General features: G+C 59.2%; 16 protein-coding genes. 9 read left to right on the top strand and 7 right to left on the bottom strand.

Annotation, left to right across the window (positions count from 1 at the left end):
• Positions 1–7 precede the first annotated feature (7 nt).
• Positions 8–5,206, bottom strand: coding sequence for a dermonecrotic toxin domain-containing protein (locus JTJ32_RS02800; protein WP_210040709.1), 5,199 nt, complete (start codon positions 5,204–5,206; stop codon positions 8–10).
• Positions 5,207–5,353: 147 nt separating this feature from the next.
• A complete protein-coding gene (locus JTJ32_RS02795; protein ID WP_210040707.1) occupies positions 5,354–5,914 on the bottom strand; it encodes an NADPH-dependent FMN reductase in 561 nt (186 codons plus the stop codon).
• A gap of 212 nt (positions 5,915–6,126) precedes the next feature.
• Here JTJ32_RS02795 and JTJ32_RS02790 point away from each other — a divergent pair, with 212 nt between their 5' ends.
• Positions 6,127–6,339 carry a hypothetical protein gene (locus tag JTJ32_RS02790; RefSeq protein WP_004883932.1) on the top strand — a complete coding sequence of 71 codons (213 nt, stop codon included), beginning with the start codon at positions 6,127–6,129 and terminating at the stop codon, positions 6,337–6,339.
• Positions 6,340–6,371: 32 nt separating this feature from the next.
• On the opposite strand, the gene JTJ32_RS02785 is transcribed toward JTJ32_RS02790, so the two are convergent.
• From JTJ32_RS02785 to JTJ32_RS02770, 4 genes are all read right to left on the bottom strand, one after another.
• A complete protein-coding gene (locus JTJ32_RS02785; RefSeq protein ID WP_099228178.1) occupies positions 6,372–6,929 on the bottom strand; it encodes a GNAT family N-acetyltransferase in 558 nt (185 codons plus the stop codon).
• Between the two features lie 22 nt (positions 6,930–6,951).
• Complete coding sequence (dnaQ, locus tag JTJ32_RS02780) at positions 6,952–7,731, bottom strand: DNA polymerase III subunit epsilon (RefSeq protein WP_210040705.1); 780 nt, start codon at positions 7,729–7,731, stop codon at positions 6,952–6,954.
• Between the two features lie 508 nt (positions 7,732–8,239).
• A complete protein-coding gene (gene rnhA, locus JTJ32_RS02775; protein ID WP_004883928.1) occupies positions 8,240–8,692 on the bottom strand; it encodes a ribonuclease HI in 453 nt (150 codons plus the stop codon).
• Between the two features lie 52 nt (positions 8,693–8,744).
• Positions 8,745–9,503, bottom strand: a complete 759-nt coding sequence (locus tag JTJ32_RS02770) for a methyltransferase domain-containing protein (protein WP_099228174.1) — start codon at positions 9,501–9,503, stop codon at positions 8,745–8,747.
• 81 nt (positions 9,504–9,584) lie between these two features.
• Between JTJ32_RS02770 and gloB the strand changes: the two genes are divergently transcribed.
• From gloB to fabI, 8 genes are all read left to right on the top strand, one after another.
• On the top strand, positions 9,585–10,364 hold the full coding sequence (gene gloB, locus JTJ32_RS02765; RefSeq protein WP_184319369.1) for a hydroxyacylglutathione hydrolase: 780 nt from the start codon (positions 9,585–9,587) through the stop codon (positions 10,362–10,364).
• Between the two features lie 99 nt (positions 10,365–10,463).
• On the top strand, positions 10,464–12,056 hold the full coding sequence (locus JTJ32_RS02760; protein ID WP_099228170.1) for a LysM peptidoglycan-binding domain-containing protein: 1,593 nt from the start codon (positions 10,464–10,466) through the stop codon (positions 12,054–12,056).
• 183 nt (positions 12,057–12,239) lie between these two features.
• Positions 12,240–14,069 carry an extracellular solute-binding protein gene (locus tag JTJ32_RS02755; protein ID WP_210040703.1) on the top strand — a complete coding sequence of 610 codons (1,830 nt, stop codon included), beginning with the start codon at positions 12,240–12,242 and terminating at the stop codon, positions 14,067–14,069.
• Positions 14,066–15,922, top strand: a complete 1,857-nt coding sequence (locus tag JTJ32_RS02750) for an extracellular solute-binding protein (protein WP_210040701.1) — start codon at positions 14,066–14,068, stop codon at positions 15,920–15,922. Before JTJ32_RS02755 ends, JTJ32_RS02750 begins: the two co-directional genes overlap by 4 nt.
• Position 15,923: 1 nt before the next feature.
• Positions 15,924–16,997, top strand: coding sequence for a microcin C ABC transporter permease YejB (locus JTJ32_RS02745; protein ID WP_004883916.1), 1,074 nt, complete (start codon positions 15,924–15,926; stop codon positions 16,995–16,997).
• A gap of 1 nt (position 16,998) precedes the next feature.
• Positions 16,999–18,018 (top strand): ABC transporter permease, encoded by a 1,020-nt coding sequence (locus JTJ32_RS02740; RefSeq protein WP_099228163.1) that lies wholly within the window; start codon positions 16,999–17,001, stop codon positions 18,016–18,018.
• 1 nt (position 18,019) lies between these two features.
• Positions 18,020–19,630, top strand: coding sequence for an ABC transporter ATP-binding protein (locus JTJ32_RS02735; protein ID WP_210040699.1), 1,611 nt, complete (start codon positions 18,020–18,022; stop codon positions 19,628–19,630).
• 18 nt (positions 19,631–19,648) lie between these two features.
• Entirely contained in the window at positions 19,649–20,443 is a 795-nt protein-coding gene (gene fabI, locus JTJ32_RS02730; protein WP_024687900.1) for an enoyl-ACP reductase FabI, read from the top strand.
• 129 nt (positions 20,444–20,572) lie between these two features.
• On the opposite strand, the gene JTJ32_RS02725 is transcribed toward fabI, so the two are convergent.
• Entirely contained in the window at positions 20,573–22,456 is a 1,884-nt protein-coding gene (locus JTJ32_RS02725; protein ID WP_210040697.1) for a SurA N-terminal domain-containing protein, read from the bottom strand.
• Positions 22,457–22,587: the final 131 nt, after the last annotated feature.

Genomic DNA, 22,587 nt, shown 5'->3' with positions numbered 1-22,587 from the left:
GCCCGTTCTAGCGCACCAGGCGCTCACGACCCAACAGGGTCACCAGCAGCGCAACGGTGTCGGCGTTGGTCAGCATGATGTCCGTGCGTTTGCGGACATCGGTATAGAACACGTCACGAGCCTCATCCAGCGTCGATGTGCCGGCGATGCGCAATATCGTGCTCTTGCTCTTTCCATCGGACCGCTTCAGGTCTCTCCAGCGGTCGTTTTCCAGTTGCTTGAACAGCTGACTGCGGTCCGTCTGATAGGAAAGCGCTTTCTGCTGAAGGGCCAGCTGCGCATTTTTCAATCTCAAGCGATAGCCGGCCGTGTCCTCCAGAAGATCGGCAAAGGGCGCCTGGGCATCGACGTAAGCCAGGTCTTCGGTGTTGAGTGTCAGGTGGGACAGCTCGTGGATGAGGATTGCAGCGCGATAATGGGCACCGTAATGAAAGTGCCCTGAACGCATGGCACTGACCTTGAAGCGATAGCTGGGCAATCGAAAGAACTGTTCGGTCAGAAATATGCGTTTCAACGGGTCTGAACCGAAGACAAAGGCCGTGGAATCCTCATGACCGATACGGTTGACCCCGATCACATAGCGTGGCGAATCAACCGGCGACAGCGTCGGGTCCATCAACGCGCCATAGATCTGCGTAACGACGTGTTTGACCGTCTCATACAGTTGCTCGTCAGGCTCGCTTTGGGCAAAGAAATCACCCAGCAACTGTTTGACGCGCGGCTCCACCGAGCCGTCGGGCAGTTTCAGGCAGAGGTTATCCAGGCAGTTCTCCAGATAACGCTGAGCCTGGGTATGGCCCTCTTCGATTGCCTGCGCCATGCCACGAAATGTCCGGCGGATTTCCAGCATGCCTTGGCTGTCAACGGCCATAACGTCATCCGCGTTGGCGTCGACGATGCTGGTTTTGACCCGCGTCAATATGGCACCTCCTCCCTTCAGCCCACCGTGCAGATCCAGTTTCCAGCGTTGCTCCTCGTCAAGCACCACCGGCGGGCCGACCCTGTCCTGCGAGACAATGAACCAACCGTCCCGATCCGACTTCAGCTCATAGGCCTTGCCGCCGATGGCGGCATATTTCCTGCCACTGGCAGGATCGTTGTAGGTGTTGAACAGTTCGTCCTTCTGCAAGGTACTGAGAGAGACGTCCTTGACTTCGAACTGACGCAGACGGGTAAGGATCTCCTGAGTCAGGGAGTTGTTCGACCAGGAAAACTGGGGAAAAGGCATGACCTCGCCTGGGTCCTCCAGTTGATTGAGAAGCTGTTCTTCGTCGAGAGAAAGATCAGGTATTTCCGCATCCGGCGCGCCCTCCCCCTGCACACTCCGGCCGGACGTGATCAACATGCTCAGGGCCGCCATGAATTCCGCAACAGCCTTGCCCCAGTGCCGTTCTCCAGCGGAGACAGCAGAGAGGTTCAACAGGCTCTGACTTTGCCAAATCCCGACGAGTGCGCCCAGACGCCCCGGCAGTAACGCCATGGTCTGCTCGGCAACCAGACCGAACAAATAGCGCGCCGCGGTGCTTTTCAACTCAGCGCTGGTCACGCTTTCGCGCTGCACTTCCAGCTTCAAGGCTTGCAGGGTGCCTTTGAGCAGAAAGCTCAGCGCATTTCCTTCATAAGGCTGGATCTGTACGGTAACCGGGCCTGGGCGCTCTGACGGCAAGTCAAAGGACGACTCCACACTGAACGGCAGGTGCGGTTCCACGAAACCGCCGTGGTCATACAGTTTGCGGTCCGCAGGCTCAATCCGGTCGAGGATGAACGCCTGCAGTTCGCCCGACGTGCGTATGTCATTGAGTAGCACCTCCCGGTCGGCGTACTCCTTGAACGCGAACTCGCTGTGAAAGGGTGCGTAAAGCACCCAGGGCCCGGGTGTCCCGTCCTGTGGGGTAATCAGGTAAGTATTGACCACCGTCGTCGGCGACCATCCTTGACTGGCGGGCAACAGCAACAGCGGACTGAGTATGATCCTGCGGCCTCCGACCGGCAGACGGGCGATGCCATCAGGCATGTTCATGACCGCCTCGATGCAGCGAAAGGCATCTTCGGACAATTCATTTTTCAGTCTGGCCGTGAAGGCCCTCAACAGACTTGTCGCGGGCAATTGTTCGGCAAACAGCTTCTGTCGCTCGGCGTAGGCGGGGTCAGTCTCGGCCATGATCCCGTCCAGCAGGCGTCGATAGCCCTTGGCAACGTCAAGCGAGTCGACCAGTTGCCGGACGTACGAAGCCGTCAGCGGCCCGGCCAATGACTGACCTTCTTTTGCCGCCAGCGAAATGATGCCGTCCTGACGGGACATGAAGCGATTGACGGCAAACTCGCTGAGCGTCTCACTGACGCGCTCCGTCGCGGCCGGGATGGCAACAGGCACTTCCCCAGGCAGCCCGGGAGCGGAAACATAATGGGTCAAGGTGACCTTGACGTCGTCCGGTTCGAGCGTTTGGCCCGGAAAGTCCTGTGCAAATTTTTCCATCAGTTGCTGGCGTGAATACTCATAAAGGCTCGGAAGGCCAAACAGAAAATCCTTTTGTACGACGCACGCCACATAGAAGTGCTGCAGAATATTGATCAGTAAAACCTGATCGGTGCTGGAGGCGTTACTGACCCACTCTGGCAAGGCCGTCTTGTTGATCACATTCTGAATGATCAGCCCAAGGCGGTTCAGCACCAGACGATTGGCATCCTTCGACTCGACCGCCCCCATCAGATGGCGGAACAGGCTGGAGTTCAACTCGCGCTTGAGGGCCTTTTCATAGACGCTTCTCGCCGTCTGCTGTTGCCGCTTGATCTCGATTGCCTGCAACGCCTTGATGAAGTGCCCCTCGGTGCCGTGCAGGTTGATCTCGACTCCAGACACACTGCCCTTCCTGAGAAGCTGGATCACCGCCTCCCTGTCCGGTTCCGACAGCGCGTTCAGCACATGCGCCCGCTGATCGGTCATCTGCCGGGAAAACCAGCTCTTCAGGTCCAGCACCGTATCGAAGCTTCTCAGTCCCGAGCCCGCGAGCCAAAGCACGACATTGCCGACGTGTGCAGGTTTGCTCAGCACAAAGGCGTTGGGCATCACGACAGGGTGTTCGAGCCCGTCATACTTCGCGGACAAGGTATACGCATCCACACGCTCGTCCCCCAGCACATCCCTCAAGGCCGAAAAGGGCCGATCCAGTACTTGCTGGACACGTTGAAGCGCCTGATCTTCCAGCCCGCCTACGCGCTTCTTGATAATGATATCCAGACGCAGGGCGTACTCACGGATGAGTCCGCTGCTCGCGCCTGGATGTACGCAGGTGTCCAGATACCGTACCGGGCGCGCATAGAAATCGCTGATCTGTCGCTCGAAGCGTTTCTCGAAACCTGTAAGTACGCAGTCGATCATCTGCTCCAGCAGCGTGATGGGCAGGCGCCTTTCCAACGAGTCCCCCGTCAACGCTGATTCACGGCGCATGAGCACAGCGTCAGTGAAGTCCGTTTCGACATCACCGCACACCCTCCCGAGCACCCAGGACAGCAACGGAACCGCCGGCACTCTGCCTGACTTCGAGGCGATCCAGAGCTTGCGGGCATCCAGGCCGGGTTCGCCGACCAGTGTCAGATAACGGTTCAGTGCATTACGCATGCAGCCGTCCACACCGGGATGCAACAGCGAGATGCGCTCAAGCAGCAACTCCAGCCTTTGCAACTTGCCAGCCCAGGTCCCGGACGACTCCGGCTCGACGTATGGCACATTGACAGGGAGTTCCCAGATGCCAGCAAAGTCAGTCGGACCGGCGCGCCAACGTCCCAGGTCATGCAGGTTCAGTAACCGGACGTCCAGCAGCGCCCTGATATCCAGTGCATCATCAAGCCGCACCGGCGTCTTTTCATACCCGATCGGGGCAAGCGCCGACACATGACGCAGGCTTCGCTGCTGCAACGCGATGATCGAATCCAGATACTGCTCCAGGAACGGACCGGTAAACGCACTGGCCTGCACCTCGACCGGCCCTTCGTCACGCAAGAGCGGGTGATCGTTCAGAGATGAAAGCAACAGAAGATCGGATCGGCCCTGCTCATTGGAAAAATAGGCACCGATGCCGCCAAGGTCATTGAAACGTCTGAATCCGTTCAGGCACGAGTACAGGTAAATGCCTGCGGGCGCTCCAGACTCGAAATCAATCGCGAAGACCCCGATCAACTTGACCGGCTCCTGCCCGGACACCGCCGCCGACAAACGTCGAACCCTGATCTTTTTTGATTCCGACAACTCAGCGGACGCTGACAGCAACGAACACAGACCTCGATACTCGAGGGCGGAAAACAAACCGTCATTGCGCCCTGACAGCAAATGATGACGATACGATTCCGCCAGCGCCCGGGCGAAGAACCCACGAACACGCTGACCATCACTGCGCATGGACGACCAGTAGTCGATCAGGCACCGTTCATAGGCAGAAGCCATGCTGGCAACGGCGCCGGACATGGCCTGAGCACAAGCATCGGCCAGCCGCCCGGAAAGAACACCGCCTGACGCATCCAGATACTGACGTTTCATATTCGAGGGCAGCGACTGATAGACGTATTCGTCCACGGCGACATTGACCAGACTGTCGGTCCCTACCACATTGGTATCCGACACGGCGGTATTGATCAGTTGCACAGGGTGGCTGAATACATCGAAGTGCACTGCTGCCTCATGCGCCTGAAGCGCGTCGCTCAGGGCGCGTCCCAGTGCTGTGCGCAGCTCGGGCAACTCATGCAGTTGTTCCCACACGTGCTCGAGGTGCTTGGCCTGTTGAAGCAGGATCAGCCGTGTCCGGGCACTGAAAATCGGGTCGTCCAGTTGTTGAGTGTCAATCTCGATGGACGGATTTCCGACTTCATCGAACCGCTGTCTCAACGCGGCCAGCAGGGAAAGGCGACTGTCGAATCGCTCGATCCCGGCCAGCAAGGTGTGTAGAAATACCGGTGCCTGATGGTCGTCCGGGTCGCTGATCATCAGTGCCGTTGCCAACTCGCCGGTCAGTTGCACCCCATCGTCCCTGACAAAACAGTCGACCCTGGGGCGGGCGAAGGTGGTTTGTGTAGCGTTCGTCTCACTGGCCAGTCCGCGTAGCCACTGACCTTGTTCGTGACTGACACGTAACTCGCTGATGGCCTCCAGGACGTCCTGAACGAAACGGGTCTTGAGCGACTCACTGAAAAAATAGGGGGGTAATGCTGACATGTGCTGTTTCCTTGAATGACACCTCGACCACGCAGCACTGCGTGGCCAAGGACAAAAGGAAACAGCTTATTGAGCGGATGAAAGCGGCTGCGTTACATAAAACAATTCGTTGCGAAACAGCCAGGAATCGCTTTCACTTCAGGCGGCTCAAGCCTGGTTGTTCTTCTCGACCCAGGCAGCGAAGGCGTCGATGAAGGTCTGCAGGAACGGGCGGGTCTTGTCGGAAAGCGTACCGGCCTCATCGAAGAAGGTCCCGGCATTGCCAAGATACGATTCGGGCTGCTGCAGGCAGGGCACGTCAAGAAAGACCAGCGACTGGCGCAAATGATGGTTCGCGCCGAACCCGCCGATGGCACCCGGCGATGCGCTGATCACGGCTCCCGGCTTGCCGCTGAAAGCGCTCTGGCCGTAGGGCCGAGAACCCACGTCGATGGCATTCTTCAAGGCGCCGGGCACCGAGCGGTTGTACTCGGGTGTCACGAACAGGACGCCATCGGCAGCGGCCAGCTGCTCGCGAAATACGGTGTAGGCCGGCGGCGGTGTGTCTCCATCGATGTCTTCGTTGTACAGCGGCAGATCACCGATCTCGACGATATTGAGCTTCAGTGTATCCGGTGCCAGCTCCGCCAACGCCAGAGCGATTTTTCGGTTGATGGACGCTTTGCGCAGACTGCCGACCAATACGGCGATGGAATGAACCTGGCTCATGGAAATATCCGTCATCTGATTCGAGGAAAGGGTTAGGTATAGATCACGCAACGGGTTTAGACGAACCGAGGGCGCTTTCATTCCCTGCCCGGCAGACACAGGCGCTGACTATTTTTTCGCGGGCGGCAAACTCCCCTATAAATCAGTGGTCTACACCCCTCGATGAATTCGTAAACCAGCAGTTATATTCAGCTTCAGAGGTTTCAAAGCAAATGGCTTCAGTTCTCGTCGGACAATTTCATGCCAGAGATGCGGAAGGTCGCGTTTATCCAGTGCATGAATTCCATGAATCACAGCCCGATGAGGCTCAGGGTCAACCTGTGATCACTTATCGTCTGGCTATCGGCGACCGGGTCAAGCATTTGGGCGGAGATGACTTTGAGCTGGTGCAGTCCGGCGTGAAGATGACGCGTCTGCCGAAGTAAACCCGGACAGCCAGGCCCTGTTCATGCGCAGATCAGGGCTGGGGAAAAATCAGATACCAGAAGATCGCCGATTCGCGGGTTTGCGGATCAATGCCCCTGTAACGCATGTGGTCCACACCGCCCACCACGAATCCACAGCGCTCATACAGCCTGCAGGCCGCCAGATTGTTGTTCTGGGTTTCCAGCATGATGCCGGGAAGGTTGCGCTTGCGGCTCCAGAACTGGGCGACGTCCAGCAGTGACCGTGCGACGCCATGACGTCGCGCCGACTCGTCCACCGCCAGTTCGTCGACATAGGCATAACCGCTCCAGTGGGTACTGAGTACCATGTGCCCGACAGCGCGCCCGTCCAGCCAGGCGACCAGCACTGAACTGCCGGCAGAATCCCGGTAATCACAGAACTCCTGTGAGTCGATGCCGTAATTCTTGCGATAAGGCTCTACCGGCTCCACCTGCCAGGACTCGACGCTTTCCCCGACCTTCGGCGTCGCGTAACCGCGAACGGTGAACGTGAATTCGCTGTTGAGGATGTAATCCTCGAAGCACTCGTCCGCGACGCGGATGCTCAGAGCAGGGTTTGCCACAGTCATGTCACCACTTTGCCGGTTGCTGTCAGGATGAAGCCTGCGCCTGGGCCTCCAGCAGCTGCACCCACAGCGCAGGCGCGCCGGATGCCTTGGCGATGGTAGACATACGCACTTCGTGCTCGGCCAGTTCACTTTCGCTGGCATGAATGATTCGGCACGGGGTGCGAACGGCAGGCAGACGGCGGATTTCACTGCCACGATTGTTCGACCCGCCATCCGAACCATTGCCATCGGACGCATTGCCCGCCAGCGACAGACTGGTCTGTCCGCCGGTCATCGCCAGATAAACGTCAGCCAGAATCTCGGAGTCGAGCAAGGCGCCGTGCAGTTCACGACCCGAGTTGTCGACGCCGTAGCGCTTGCAGAGTGCATCAAGGCTGTTGCGCTGCCCCGGATGCCGCTCGCGGGCCATCATCAGGGTGTCGAGCACCGTGCAGTGCTGGCTGATGTCGGTCTTGTCGTGAGCGCCCATCAACGCGAATTCGTTGTTGATGAAGCCAACGTCGAACGCCGCGTTATGGATAATCAGCTGAGCGCCCTTGATGAACTCGAAGAATTCATCGGCGACTTCGGCAAAGCGCGGCTTGCCGACCAGGAATTCGTTGGTGATACCGTGCACGCCGATCGCACCCTCATCGCTCTCGCGATCCGGTTGCAGATAAACGTGAAAGTGCCGCCCGGTCAGGCGACGACCGATCAGCTCGACGCAACCGATCTCGATGATGCGGTGCCCGTCGGTCACCGGCATACCGGTGGTTTCGGTGTCGAGTACGATCGATCTGTTGTCTGTGTTTTGCAATGCCATGAACTGATGCCTCGTTTGCAGACCCCGATATTAGCATGTCGTGGCGGATGGCTGAATGTCGTGTCGATGCGCGCCTGACTGCCTCGAATGCTGTTTTTACAGGGTATCTGGATTTGGTTTTGCCGCTGAATGCGCAGGTATGACGGGTACCTGGGGCGTGGGCAATGTACGGGCGGTCATCTGTTCTGCGCTGTGCATCATTTCGACCAAAGGCCTTCGCAGGCGCTTGCTGGTCGAGCAGCAGCAACTGGCGCGGCGTTTTCTATCGTCAGTGAGCGTTGGCCGGGCGTTTACGATTTCGCTGCCATGTCCGGCATTGAGCCACACCGGATACTCGCTTCTTTTACCCTTCCATCTGGCCTTGATACTGATGCTGTGCTGCGGACTTTTTTCGGTGTTTGCGATTGTTCAAGGGCCGATGCTTCAAGAGGCCGTACAGGCTACAGGGGCGGGATGTCTTTCCAAAGGTTTATGGCTGACGCTTATTCAAGCCGTCAGCCTGTACTGCCTAACCGTGCTTGATACCACGCACTTCGTCGACGCCCCGATTGGCCAACTGGTCAGCACGCTCGTTGCCGGGATGGCCGATGTGGCCGCGTACCCACTGCCATTTCACGGTGTGTCGGCTGACCTGCTCGTCCAGTTGCTGCCAGAGATCGGCATTCTTGACCGGCTCCTTGGCCGCCGTTTTCCAGCCGCGCTTCTTCCAGTTGACCATCCACTCGGTAATGCCTTTCATCACGTATTGCGAGTCGGTGACCAATGTGACTTCGCAGGGACGCTTGAGCTCTTCAAGGCCGCGGATGGCGCCGGTCAGTTCCATACGGTTATTGGTGGTATTGGCTTCGCCGCCCCACAGCTCTTTTTCGACGCCCTTGCAGACCAGCAGTGCGCCCCAGCCGCCAGGGCCGGGGTTGCCCTTGCAGGCGCCGTCAGTGAAGAGTTCTACGCTATCGCTCATTACAACCTTTCCAGAATGATGGGCTTCCTGGCGGGCATGGGCAGGTCTGGACTCAGGAATCCCGAGTGGTGCGACTGACCTTGGCCATGGGCAGCGGAATCAGCTTGCCCATGGGCTCGCGACGCACCTGGCGCAACGGTCTGAGACCCACCACCAGCTTGCGTGCGACCAGAAGATAGAAGCCGCCGCCGGGGCTCTGTCGCCCTTCGCCAAGGTTTTCCAGCCCTAAAAGCCGCGACTGCCACGCCGCCGAAGCAAGGGGCGGACGATAGCACCCGAAGCGGCGTTTCTCCAGCGCGAAGCCCAGCAGGTTGAGCCAGTCGGCAACGCGTGAAGGCGAGATGCAACGGGCCTTGCGCAAGGCGTCGCGGGCAAACACGTGGCGAACGCCCCAGGCGCTCCAGGGATTGATGCCAATGATCAGCAAGTGTCCGCCCGGCCGCACGCTGCTCGCGGCTTCGCGGAGAAGGCCGTGGGGCGAAAGACAGAAATCCAGACCGTGTTGCAGGACCACCACGTCGGCGGCGTGCTCGCTCAACGGCCACGCCTGCTCCTCGCAGACGATTTCGACTCCCGGCAATGGCGCGCCGAGCCGCACATTGCGCTGCACCTGATGCGCCACCGGCGGGGTTTCGGCCGATGGCCCGTAATGCACCAGATAGCCGCCAAAATAGCGGCCGAGTTCCTCTTCCAGAACGCGACGTTCCTCTTCGAGCAGAAGCTGGCCCAGCGGGCCGGATAGCCATTGGCGAGCGGCGCTGATCAGCGCAAGCCACTCAGGATCAGCCTGAGCGAACGCTTCATCGGTCATGAGTTCTCCTCCAGAGGTGCTCGCATACCACAGCAACAGACTCTAAGATGCACCATTGTTCTCTGCGATGCGAACTGCGCCATGATACAGATCCATGCCCTTCCCGCTTTCAATGACAACTACATCTGGTTGTTACAAGACCTTTCGGCCAAACGCTGTGCCGTCGTCGATCCGGGAGATGCAGCCCCCGTGCTGGCCTGGCTGAACGATCACCCGGATCATCAGCTCACCGACATCCTGATAACCCATCATCACAACGACCATGTGGGCGGTGTCGCGCAGCTCAAACAGGTGACGGATGCCAGGGTGTCGGGGCCGCAGGCAGAGACCATTCCCGCACGCGACGTCGCGCTTGTCGACCATGACGTTGTCACAGTGCTGGGCCTGGACTTCACCGTTCACGAGGTTCCGGGACACACCCTCGGCCACATAGCCTTCTACCATGATGACGCGACCCGGCCGCTGCTGTTCAGCGGCGACACCCTCTTTGCAGCAGGCTGCGGCAGGTTGTTCGAAGGCACGCCGGAGCAGATGCACACCTCGCTCGGCCGCCTGGCGAACTTGCCGGACAGCACCCTGATCTACTGCGCCCACGAGTACACGCTGAGCAACCTCAAGTTCGCTCAGGCGGTGGAGCCTGACAACACGGATATCGCCGAGCGCCTCGCCGAGGTCAGTCGGCTGCGTAAGGAAAATCGAATCACCCTGCCCTCCAATCTGGCGCTTGAACGACGCACCAACCCCTTCCTGCGCACTCATGAAACATCCGTTAAAGAAAAAGCGGACGAACGGGCCGGAGTGGAAAACACCTCGCAGAGTGCGGTTTTTGCCAGCTTGAGGGCATGGAAAGACAAGTTCTGAGGCGACCGTCAAATCGCAATAAAATTCTGAAAGGTTGACCAGCGGCAGCACGCTTTCTAGAATCGCCCGACATTTTCGTCTGGATGTACCCCCCGAACAATGTCGTCATCTATTAGCAAGCCTGTAAATTCGGACGCATTGACTCGGTTGGCCCAGGCCGTGGCTGTAGCAGCGAGTGCGCTTCTGGTCGGCTGTCAGAGCACAGCCCACGTCGATTCTTCCAGCTCATACCGCGCGCCGAATCTGGCCACCGGCATCAAGCAAAAACCCATCTTTCTGACCAACAAGACCGCCACCCCGCAGGCACCGCCTCAGGATGTCTGGGAACGGATGCGTCAGGGTTTCCAGTTGCAGCAGGGCAATGATCAGAACCCTCGCATCGACCAGCAGCGCCTGTGGTTCGCCAACAACCCGTCCTTTCTGGAAAATGCCGGCGAGCGCGGCAGCCTTTACATGCATTACATCGTCGAGCGCCTCGAAGAGCGCAACATGCCGCTCGAACTGGCCCTGCTCCCTGTGATCGAAAGCGCCTACAACCCGATGGCCGTGTCGCGCAGCCAAGCCGTAGGCCTCTGGCAGTTCATCCCTTCGACGGGGCGTTACTTCAATCTGCGTCAGACCAACTTCTACGACGGGCGCCGCGACATTCAGGCCTCGACCGTTGCCGCACTGGATTACCTGACGCGCCTGCACGACATGTTCAACGGTGACTGGCTGCTGGCGCTCGCGGCCTACAACGCCGGTGAAGGCACGGTCAGCCGCGCCATCGAGCGCAACGACAAGCTCAACCTGCCGACTGACTACTGGAACCTGCCGTTGCCCCAGGAAACCCGTGATTACGTGCCCAAACTGCTGGCGCTGTCACAGGTGGTGCTCTCGCCGGAAGCGTATGGCGTCAATTTGAACCCGATTGCCAACGAACCCTATTTCGAAGTCGTCGAGCTTAACAAGCGCGTCGACCTGTCCAAGGTGGCCAGCGCCGCCGATATCGACGAAGACGAACTCATCCAGCTCAACCCTGCCTTCAAGAAGCGCCTGACCATCGACGGCCCCCAGCATCTGCTGGTGCCGACCTCCAAGGCGCAGCTGTTGACCGCCAGCCTGTCGACCATGAAGCAGGAAGAACTGGTCGCCTGGCAGCCTTACCGCGTTCGTCGTGGCGACACGCTGGAAAGTCTCGCAAGCCGTTATCAGGTCACCGTCAGTTCGATCAAGAGCAACAACAAGCTGGCGGGCAATCGCCTGAAAGCCGGGCAGTCGTTGAGCATTCCGGTCAAGCCGGGCCTGAACACCTCGCAACCGGTGTTCGAGGCGCTGGCCAGCAATGAGAAGCCTGCCCGCAGCCGCACTTACAAGGTGAAGAACGGCGACAACCTGACCACAATCGCACAGGCCAACAAGGTCGATGTGGAGGACCTGCAGCGCTGGAACAAGCTCTCCGGTCATAAGCTGAAGATCGGTCAGACGCTGGTGATGCAGGACAGCAGCAAGACCAGCAGCAAGGCCGTTGCCAGCGCCAGCAGCAAGGATGGCGAAAAGAAATCCATGCAGTACAAGATCCAGAAAGGCGATTCGATGTATCTGGTCGCCAAACGCTTCAATGTCGAGATGCAACATCTCAAGCGCTGGAACCCGCGTACCGGCCAGGCCCTGAAGCCCGGCCAGACCCTCACGGTCTATCTGCCACATTGATGAACCGCTCCGTATCATGCCGCTGCACTGCATTGGCATGATACGGGGAAGCCCTGCGTCACCGCCCGAAACTGACCTGAACGCCTGTACACCGTTCTTCTCCGGTCACGCCCCTCTCCAGTCTTTTTCCTGTCGGGACAAGCTGTTACTGTTAGCGACCCGAAAGCCCAAGTCGCCTGGATCGTGATACGTCCCTTCCTGCTAATCGTCAGTCTGGCCTTGAGCTTCTTCGCCAACGCAGCCATCACCGAAAATCACGGTTATGCGCAGTTTGGCGTTCTCAAGTACCCGGCCAGCTTCACTCACTTCGACTGGGTCAATCCCGAGGCGCCGAAGGGTGGCACCCTGAGAATGATGGCCTTTGGCACGTTCGATACGCTCAATCCTTACACCTTCAAAGGCACCAGCCCGGTATCGACCGGCAATTTCCTGCAATACGGCGTCAACGAGCTCAATGAGACGCTGATGGTCGGCACCGGGCAGTACGATCCTTCCGGCGATGAGCCAACCTCCAGTTATGGCCTGATCGCTCAGTCTGTCGAATACAGCGAAGACCGAAGCTGGGTGGTATTCAATATCCGGCCCCAGGCACGCTTTCACGATGGCAAGCCGATCACCGCCTACGACGTGGCATTCTCGTACCGCACGCTACTCAAGGACGGCCACCCTCAATACCGTACCGCCCTGCAGGAAGTGCAGCGCGTAGACATTCTCGACCGGCATCGCATCCGTTTCGTGTTCAAACGGGCCGGTAATCCGCTGCTGATTCTGCGTCTGGGCGAACTGCCGGTACTGCCGCAGCACTACTGGAAGGACCGGGACTTCAAGGCCACCACCTTCGAGCCGCCACTGGGCAGTGGGCCCTATCGCATTACACGCGTTCAGCCGGGACGCCAGCTGATCTTCGAACGGGTCAAGGATTACTGGGGCAAGGACCTGCCGGTCAACCGTGGAAAGTACAATTTCGACCGCGTTGAAGTGGAGTTCTACCGCGACAATGATGTGGCCTTCGAAGCGTTCAAGGGCGGCGAGTTCGATATCTACATCGAGCATCAGGCCAAGAACTGGGCCAATGGCTACAACTTCCCGGCGGTGGCCAATGGCGACGTGATCAAGGCGCAGATACCGCACAGGATTCCGACCCAGACCCAGGGGCTGTTCATGAACACCCGCCGCGCAACGTTCGCCGATGTCCGGGTTCGCGAGGCGCTGGGCCTGTTGTTCAACTTCGAATGGACCAACCGAACGCTGTTCAACGATGCCTACGCACGTTCGACCAGCTACTACCCGAACAGCGAGTTTTCCGCGACCGGGTTGCCCACAGGTGGCGAATGGCTTGCGCTGGCGCCCTATCGGGACCAACTGCCGCCCACCCTTTTTACTCAGCCGTTCACGCCCTCGAAAACCGATGGCGGCGACATCCCGCGTGAAACGCTGCGCAAGGCGCTGGGCCTGCTGGGCAGTGCAGGCTGGAAACTCACTGATAAAGGCTTGCTGAACGCCGACAAACAGCCGCTGCGCTTCGAGATATTGCTGGTCAACCCCAGCCTGGAACGCATTCTGCTGCCCTACATCGAAGAGCTGCGACGCCTGGGCATCAATGCCGACCTGCGCACCGTGGATCGGGCGCAGTACAAGCAACGCCTGGATCGCTTCGACTTCGACATGATCCTCATGACCCTGCCACAGACGCTCAGCCCCGGCCTTGAACAATGGCAGTATTTCCACTCGAGTCAGGCGTCCATCCAGGGCAGCAAGAACTACGCCGGTGTCGCGAACCCCGTGGTCGATAGCCTGCTCAACAAACTGCTGGCCGCCCAAACCCGCGATGAGCAGGTGGCCACCGCGCGCGCGCTGGATCGCGTCCTGCTGTCACAGCACTACATCATTCCCAACTGGTACCTGAACAATCATCGCCTTGCGTATCGCAATCGATTCGCCATGGTCACCACCCCGCCCTACACCCTGGGGCTGCGTGCGTGGTGGCTCAAGTCTCTGGAGAAGCCCCGATGAACCCTTTACATGCCCTGAGCCTGCGAACAGCCGCGTTGCTGTTGGCAAGCCTGGCCTGCTCGGTACAGGCCGCGCCTCAGCACGCCCTGACGCTGTACGACGAAGCGCCAAAGTACCCGGCCGACTTCAAGCATTTCGACTACGTGAACCCGGACGCGCCCAAGGGCGGTACGCTCCGGCAGGCAGGCTTTGGCGGTTTCGACAGCCTCAACCCGTTCATCAACAAAGGCGTGCCGGCCGATGACATCGGCCTGATCTACGACACCCTGGCACGCGGAAGTCTGGACGAGCCGCTCACCGAATACGGATTGATTGCGAGCAAGATCGAAAAGGCCCCGGACAACAGCTGGGTACGTTTTTACCTGCGTCCCGAGGCGCGTTTCCACGACGGTCACCCCATTCGCGCCGAAGACGTCGAGTTCAGCTTCAAGACGCTGATGGAGCATGGCTCGCCCATGTACCGCGGCTACTACGCCGACGTTGACCAGGTCATCGTCGAAGACCCTTTGCGGGTGATGTTCAAGTTCAAACATGCCGACAGCCGTGAGCTGCCGTTGATTCTGGGCCAACTGCCGGTCCTGCCCAAGCATTTCTGGGCCACGCGAGATTTCAGCAAGGGCAATCTGGATTTCCCTTTGGGCAGCGGTCCCTACAAGGTTGTCGACGTGAAAGCCGGTCGTTCGGTGCGCTACGAGCGGGTCAAGGACTACTGGGCCAATGACCTGCCAATCAACAGGGGTTTCTACAACTTCGACGTCCTGACCACCGATTATTACCGCGACAACACGGTTGCGCTGGAAGCGGGCAAGGCCGGCCAGTTCGATTACTGGATGGAAACCAGCGCCAAAAACTGGGCGACGGCCTACGACACGCCGGCCGTAAGAGAGGGTCGTCTGATCAAGGAAGAGCTGCCCAACGGCAACCCGACCGGCATGCAGGGTTTCATCTTCAATCTGCGCAAACCGGTGTTCCAGGACGCTCGTGTGCGTGAGGCGCTGACCCTGCTGCTGGATTTCGAGTGGACCAACAAACAGCTGTTCAACGGCTCTTATAGCCGCACGAAAAGTTACTTCGACAACTCGGAAATGGCCTCGAGCGGTCTGCCCTCCCCTGAAGAGCTGAAGCTTCTGGAGCCATTGCGCGGCAAGATCCCGGATCGGGTCTTCACCGAACCGTTCAAGCTGCCCGTCACCGATGGCAGCGGCATGATTCGGCCACAGCAGCGTCGTGCGTTTCAATTGTTGCAGGAAGCAGGCTGGAAGATTGTCGATGACAAGATGGTCGACGCCCAGGGCAATCCGGTCAAACTGGAATTCCTGATCGCCCAGACCGAATTCGAACGCATCCTGTTGCCCTACAAGCGCAACTTGAGCGACCTGGGCATCGAACTGGTGATCCGCCGCGCGGATGTCTCGCAGTACATCAACAGGCTGCGTTCGCGTGACTACGACATGATCGTCAGCAGTTTTCCGCAGTCCAGTTCACCCGGCAACGAGCAGCGGGTATTCTTCGACTCCTCCAGCGCCGACAATCCAGGCAGCCGCAACTTCATGGGCCTCAAGGACCCGGCAGTCGACGCACTGGTGAGCGGCCTGATCAACGCAGATTCCAGGCAAAGCCTGATCAACCACACCAAAGCATTGGACCGGGTCTTGCTGTGGGGCTTCTATGTCGTGCCTAACTGGCATATCAAGACCTGGCGCGTGGCGTACTGGAACCATCTCGGCCACCCGCAGGCCAAGGCGCTTTCGGATATCGGCCTGATGACTTGGTGGGTCAAGCCAGACGCGAAACCCGTGGTACCGACTCAACCCGCCCCTGACCAGGCTGCCCCCGCGAGCACGGAGCAATAACATGCTGGCCTATATTCTGCGACGGCTGCTGCTGATCATTCCGACCCTGTTCGGGATCCTGATCATCAACTTCATCATCATCCAGGCCGCCCCCGGCGGACCTGTGGAGCAGATGATCGCCAAGATCGAAGGCTTCGACGGTGCTACCAGCCGCATCGCCGGGGGCGGAGCGGAAGTCTCGGTGGCGGGGTCGAACTACCGTGGCGCCCAAGGCCTGGATCCGGCGCTGGTCAAGGAAATCGAGCGCATGTACGGCTTCGACAAGTCCGCGCCGGAACGCCTGTGGATCATGATCAAGAACTACACCACGCTGGATTTCGGTGACAGCTTCTTCAGGGACGCCAAGGTAATCGACCTGATCGTCGAGAAGATGCCGGTGTCCATTTCCCTCGGGCTGTGGAGCACCCTGATCATGTATCTGGTGTCGATCCCGCTGGGCATCGCCAAGGCCACCCGGCACGGCAGCCACTTCGACGTCTGGACCAGTTCGGCAATCATCGTCGGCTATGCGATACCGGCGTTCCTGTTCGCGATCCTGCTGATCGTGGTGTTTTCCGGCGGCAGCTACTTCAACTGGTTCCCCCTGCGCGGGCTGACCTCGAACAACTTCGAAGAGTTGAGCACCGCAGGCAAGATCCTCGATTACTTCTGGCACCTGGTGCTGCCGGTCACTGCACTGGTCATCGGCAACTTCGCGACCATGACCCTGCTGACCAAGAACAGCTTCCTCGACGAGATCAGCAAGCAGTACGTCACCACGGCCAAGGCCAAGGGCCTGAGCAACCACAAGGTGCTGTACGGCCATGTGTTCCGCAACGCGATGCTGCTGGTGATTGCCGGCTTTCCGGCGGCGTTCATGGGCATCTTCTTCACCGGCTCGCTGCTGGTGGAAGTGATTTTCTCTCTGGACGGTCTGGGCCTGATGAGCTTCGAAGCGGCCATCAACCGCGACTACCCCGTCGTGTTCGGTACCCTGTTCATCTTTACCCTGCTGGGTCTGGTGGTGAAGCTGATCGGCGACATCACCTACACGCTGGTAGACCCGCGCATCGACTTTGAAAGCAGGAAGCATTGATATGAAGCTGTCTCCTCTCAATCGCCGCCGCTTCGAACGCTTCAAGGCCAACAAACGCGGCTGGTGGTCACTGTGGCTGTTCCTGCTGCTGTTTGGCCTGAGCCTGGGTGCCGAACTGATCGCCAACGACAAGCCACTCGCCGTGCGCTACGACGGCCAATGGTATTTCCCGGTGTTCGAGCGCTATCCGGAAACCACCTTCGGTGGTGAGTTCCCGCTGGAAGCCAACTACAAGAGCCCCTACATCAAAGAGCTGCTGGCAGCCAAAGGCGGCTGGACGCTATGGGCTCCGATCCCGTTCAGCTACCAGAGCATCAACTATGACCTGAAAGTCCCCGCCCCCGCCCCGCCGTCGCGGGAGAACCTTCTGGGCACGGACGACCAGGGCCGCGATGTGCTGGCACGAGTGATATACGGCTTCAGAATCTCGGTGCTGTTTGCCCTGACCCTGACCATTCTCAGCTCGATCATAGGTGTGGTGGCCGGTGCGCTGCAGGGCTTCTATGGCGGCTGGGTCGATCTGCTGGGGCAGCGGTTTCTGGAAGTCTGGTCCGGGCTGCCGGTGCTGTACCTGCTGATCATTCTGGCCAGTTTCGTGCAGCCAAACTTCTGGTGGCTGCTGGGTATCATGCTGCTGTTCTCCTGGATGGGGCTGGTGGACGTGGTGCGTGCAGAGTTCCTGCGCGGCCGCAACCTCGAATACGTGCGTGCCGCCCGCGCCCTGGGCATGGAGAACGGCGCAATCATGTTCCGGCATATCCTGCCCAACGCCATGGTGTCGACCATGACCTTCATGCCGTTCATCCTCACGGGCGCTATCGGCACCCTGACGGCACTGGACTTCCTGGGCTTCGGCCTGCCTGCCGGATCGCCTTCGCTGGGCGAACTGGTCGCGCAGGGCAAATCCAACCTGCAGGCACCCTGGCTGGGGATCAGCGCCTTTGCGGTGCTGGCCCTGATGCTGAGCCTGCTGGTATTCATCGGCGAATCCGCCCGCGATGCTTTCGACCCAAGGAAATAAAATGAACAATGACAATCTGATCGAAATCCGCGATCTGGCGGTCGAGTTCGTGACGGGCGACTCGCGTCAACGGGTGGTCGAGAACATCAGTTTCGATATCCGACGTGGCGAAACCCTGGCGCTGGTCGGTGAAAGCGGCTCGGGCAAATCCGTGACGGCGCACTCGATCCTGCGCCTGCTGCCCTACCCCATCGCGAGCCATCCCAGCGGCACCATCCGCTATGCGGGCGACGACCTGCTGAAGGTCGAAGAGAAAAAACTGCGCTCGATCCGTGGCAACCGCATCGCAATGATCTTTCAAGAGCCGATGACCTCGCTGAACCCGCTGCATTCGGTGGAAAAGCAGATCAACGAAGTCCTCGGCCTGCACAAGGGGGTGACCGGCAAGGCTGCCACCGAGCGCACGCTGGAGCTGCTGGAGCTGGTTGGCATACCTGAGCCGCGCAAACGCCTCAAAGCGCTGCCACACGAGCTGTCAGGCGGCCAGCGCCAGCGTGTGATGATCGCCATGGCCCTGGCCAACGAGCCTGAGCTGTTGATTGCCGACGAACCGACCACTGCGCTCGATGTAACCGTGCAACTGAAAATCCTCGAATTGCTCAAGCATTTGCAGGCGCGACTGGGCATGGCACTGCTGTTGATCAGCCACGATTTGAACGTTGTCAGGCAAATAGCCAACCGAGTATGTGTCATGCAGCGAGGTTGCATCGTCGAACAGGCATCGTGCGAAGAGCTGTTCCGTTCACCGCAGCACCCGTACACCAAAGTTTTGCTCAGCGCAGAGCCCAGCGGCGGTCCTTCGACCAACCCGGCCGGTGCTGCGCTGCTTGAAGTCGAGGACCTGAAAGTCTGGTTCCCGATCAAGAAAGGCCTGCTCAAGCGGACCGTCGATCACGTCAAGGCGGTCGACGGTATCCGCTTCAGCCTGCCGGAAGGACAGACACTGGGGATAGTGGGTGAAAGCGGATCGGGAAAATCGACGCTGGGCCTGGCGATTCTCCGGCTCATCGGTAGCGAAGGCACCATACGATTCAGGGGCAAACCGCTAGACTCTCTGTCGCAGCAGCAGGTTCGTCCGCTGCGTAGACAGATGCAGGTGGTGTTCCAGGACCCGTTTGGCAGCCTGAGCCCGCGCATGTCGGTGAGTGATATCGTTGGCGAAGGTCTGCGCATTCACAACATGGGAACGGCTGCAGAGCAGGAAACGGCGATCATCGAAGCACTCAGGGAAGTAGGTCTGGATCCGGAAACCCGGCACCGCTACCCTCACGAGTTCTCCGGTGGTCAGCGACAGAGGATTGCCATTGCCCGGGCTCTGGTACTCAAACCGGCACTGATTCTGCTGGACGAGCCAACCTCGGCGCTCGACCGGACCGTGCAGCGCCAGGTGGTCGAACTGCTTCGCTCGCTGCAAACCAAGTACAACCTGACGTATTTGTTCATCAGCCATGACCTGGCTGTCGTCAAAGCGCTCAGCCACCAACTGATGGTGGTCAAGCAAGGCCAAGTGGTCGAACAGGGTGCGGCGCAGGCTGTTTTTGCCGCACCGCAACATCCTTATACACAGCAGCTTCTGGAAGCCGCCTTTTTGGCACCAGTCGCTGTCGATTAACCTGAAGAGGAACAACACATGGGTTTTCTCGCCGGTAAGCGCGTCCTGATCGTCGGTGTCGCCAGTAAACTGTCCATCGCATCCGGCATCGCTGCCGCCATGCATCGTGAAGGTGCAGAGCTTGCTTTCACCTACCAGAACGACAAACTCAAGGGTCGTGTCGAAGAGTTCGCCGCAGGCTGGGGCTCGGGTCCTGAACTGTGCTTCCCTTGCGACGTGGCCAGCGACGAAGAGATCAACAAGGTCTTCGAAGAGCTGAGCAAGAAGTGGGACGGCCTGGACGTAATCGTTCACTCGGTAGGTTTCGCGCCGGGCGATCAGCTCGATGGCGACTTCACCGAAGCCACCACCCGCGAAGGCTTCCGCATCGCTCACGACATCAGCGCCTACAGCTTCGTGGCACTGGCCAAGGCTGGTCGCGAAATGATGAAAGGCCGCAATGGCAGCCTGCTGACTCTGTCGTACCTGGGCGCAGAGCGCACCATGCCTAACTACAACGTGATGGGCATGGCCAAGGCCAGTCTGGAAGCCGGTGTCCGTTACCTGGCTGGCAGCCTCGGTCCTGAAGGCACGCGTGTCAACGCGGTTTCGGCAGGTCCGATCCGTACCCTGGCAGCGTCGGGCATCAAGAACTTCCGCAAGATGCTGGCCGCCAACGAAGCGCAGACCCCTCTGCGTCGCAACGTGACCATCGACGAAGTCGGCAACGCAGGTGCGTTCCTGTGCTCCGATCTGGCCTCGGGCATCAGCGGTGAAATCATGTACGTCGACGGCGGCTTCAACACCACCGCGATGGGTAACATCGAAGAGTGATACGGCAGGTGCCGCTCATTGCGAGCGGCACTTTCCGAGATACAAAAAGAAGGCCGCTCAGTGAGCGGCCTTCTTTTGGCTTCTGCAAAGGTCAGGTCGTTTTCGACCTGACCTTGCCTGACACAGGGCTTAGAACTTCTCGATCTTCGCCTTGCTTTCCAACTGAGCACGGAACGCTGCGAAATCCTGCTGACCGGCACGCGATGCAAGGAAGCGGCGGTATTGCGCCTTTTCCGCGTCGGTCGGTGCGGCCGCCTGATTCACGCCGTTAAGACGCACGATCACAAAGCTGCCATCGGCTGCGGTCTGGCTGGTGTATTCCGGCTTGTCCTTGCCAGTTGGCTTGGGCATGCGGAACAGCGCCTGCAGGACAGCAGGATCAACACCTTCCTGACTGCGAGTGACCGCTTCCATGACTTTCCATTCACGGCCTTCCTGCTTCGCCGCCAGCGGAATCTTGCCGTCACGCAGACCGGCCAGCAGCGCCTCGCCCTTGGCCTTGGCTGCAGCACTTGCGTGCTCCTTGACCAACTGGGCACGAATGGCATTGGCGACGCTCTCAAGCGGCAACTGCTGCGGTTGCAGGTGCTCTTTGGCACGCACGACCACTACGGTTTCCGGGTCCAGTTCCAGCGTGTTGCTGTTGGAACCTTCTTCCAGAACTTCCGGGCTGAACGCCGCCTGGATGACCGCACGGTTAGCCGTCAGGCCTTCGCCGCCTTCACGACCGAATGGCGCAGTGGTCTGAACCTTGAGGCCCAGATCCTGAGCAGGCTGAGTCAGATCAGACGATTCGAACGCCGAATCTTCCAACTGCTTGGTCACTTCAACAAACTTCTGCTCGACCTGCTGCGACTTGAGGTCGTTGGTCAGCTTGTCCTTCAGACTTGCGAATGTCGGCACCGAAGGGGCTTCCACACCCAGCAGCTTGATCAGGTGCCAGCCGAAGTCGGTACGCACAGGTTGCGAAACCTGGTCCTTGTTCAAGCCGTACAGCGCGTCTTCGAACGCAGGGTCGTAAACGCCTTTGCCCGCGTAACCCAGATCACCACCCTTGTTCGACGAACCCGGGTCCTGCGAGAACTCCTTGGCCAGTGCGGCAAAGTCCTCACCCTTGGCCAGACGCTGTTGAATTTTTTCAATCTTCGCCTTGGCCTGCTCATCGCTGAGCTTGTCGTTCACTTCGATCAGGATGTGCGCAGCGCGACGCTGCTCGGCGAGGTTGGCGATCTCTTTCTGATAGGCCGCCTGCAGGTCTTCGTCCTTGACCTGCACCTTGTCGAAGAAGGCAGACTTCTTCAATTCAATGTAGTCGAGCACGACCTGCTCGGGACTCATGAACTCCTTGGCATGCTCGTCGTAGTGCGCCTTGACCTCGTCATCGGTGACTTTGACTGCCGAAGGATCGGCCGGCAGGGTCAACGACGCAAAATCGCGGGTCTGTTTTTCCAGACGGGCAAAGGCATCGACCTGAGCGTCGGTCACGAAGGCACTGCCTGCGACACCGGCACGAAGCTGACCGATGAGCATTTCCTGACCCAGCATCTGGCGGAATTGCAGGCGGCTGTAGCCCAACTGACGAATCACCTGATCGAAACGGTCTGCGCTGAATTTGCCGTCAACCTGAAATTCAGGTGTCTGCAAAAGCTGCTGATCCAGTGCCGCGTCGGAAAAGGAGAACTTGGAGTCGGCTGCGCCCTGCAGCAGCAGTTTGCGGTCGATCAGCCCCTTGAGAGCGGACTCGCGCAGCAGCTTCTCGTCCAGCATTGCAGGATCGAAATCCTTGCCCAACTGTTGAGAAAGCTGCTGGGCAAGCTGACGGCGCTGCATGTCAACGGCCTGGCTCAGCTCGTTTTGAGAGATGTCCTCACCATTGACCTCGGCAGCGTTCTGCTTGTTGCTGGTAGCGGTAAACAACGCCTCGATGCCGGTGAAGGCCATCAACGCGATGATGATTCCGATGATTGTCTTGGCAATCCAGCCTTGTGAATTGTCCCTGATGTTCTGCAGCATTGCGTCCCCCAAAACGGTTGAACTGACTAACCAACCGCGGAGCGTGGGTAGAAAGCGGATAGAAGAAAGGCGCATCCGAGGATGCGCCTTCTCGTAACTGACGGAGCGGAAGGGCTCGAACCCTTCGGCGT

This window comes from Pseudomonas alliivorans (assembly GCF_017826695.1).
Classification (GTDB): Bacteria; Pseudomonadota; Gammaproteobacteria; order Pseudomonadales; family Pseudomonadaceae; genus Aquipseudomonas; species Aquipseudomonas alliivorans.
Note: the sequence above shows the minus strand (reverse complement) of the source record. Positions and strands in the feature narration are given on the sequence as shown.

Bases quoted from the DNA above. Each gene is read 5' to 3' on its own strand.
- JTJ32_RS02800 (WP_210040709.1), bottom strand. From the start codon at position 5,206: ATGTCAGCATTACCCCCCTATTTTTTCAGTGAGTCGCTCAAGACCCGT.
- JTJ32_RS02795 (WP_210040707.1), bottom strand. From the start codon at position 5,914: ATGAGCCAGGTTCATTCCATCGCCGTATTGGTCGGCAGTCTGCGCAAA.
- JTJ32_RS02790 (WP_004883932.1), top strand. From the start codon at position 6,127: ATGGCTTCAGTTCTCGTCGGACAATTTCATGCCAGAGATGCGGAAGGT.
- JTJ32_RS02785 (WP_099228178.1), bottom strand. From the start codon at position 6,929: ATGACTGTGGCAAACCCTGCTCTGAGCATCCGCGTCGCGGACGAGTGC.
- dnaQ (WP_210040705.1), bottom strand. From the start codon at position 7,731: ATGGCATTGCAAAACACAGACAACAGATCGATCGTACTCGACACCGAA.
- rnhA (WP_004883928.1), bottom strand. From the start codon at position 8,692: ATGAGCGATAGCGTAGAACTCTTCACTGACGGCGCCTGCAAGGGCAAC.
- JTJ32_RS02770 (WP_099228174.1), bottom strand. From the start codon at position 9,503: ATGACCGATGAAGCGTTCGCTCAGGCTGATCCTGAGTGGCTTGCGCTG.
- gloB (WP_184319369.1), top strand. From the start codon at position 9,585: ATGATACAGATCCATGCCCTTCCCGCTTTCAATGACAACTACATCTGG.
- JTJ32_RS02760 (WP_099228170.1), top strand. From the start codon at position 10,464: ATGTCGTCATCTATTAGCAAGCCTGTAAATTCGGACGCATTGACTCGG.
- JTJ32_RS02750 (WP_210040701.1), top strand. From the start codon at position 14,066: ATGAACCCTTTACATGCCCTGAGCCTGCGAACAGCCGCGTTGCTGTTG.
- JTJ32_RS02745 (WP_004883916.1), top strand. From the start codon at position 15,924: ATGCTGGCCTATATTCTGCGACGGCTGCTGCTGATCATTCCGACCCTG.
- JTJ32_RS02740 (WP_099228163.1), top strand. From the start codon at position 16,999: ATGAAGCTGTCTCCTCTCAATCGCCGCCGCTTCGAACGCTTCAAGGCC.
- JTJ32_RS02735 (WP_210040699.1), top strand. From the start codon at position 18,020: ATGAACAATGACAATCTGATCGAAATCCGCGATCTGGCGGTCGAGTTC.
- fabI (WP_024687900.1), top strand. From the start codon at position 19,649: ATGGGTTTTCTCGCCGGTAAGCGCGTCCTGATCGTCGGTGTCGCCAGT.
- JTJ32_RS02725 (WP_210040697.1), bottom strand. From the start codon at position 22,456: ATGCTGCAGAACATCAGGGACAATTCACAAGGCTGGATTGCCAAGACA.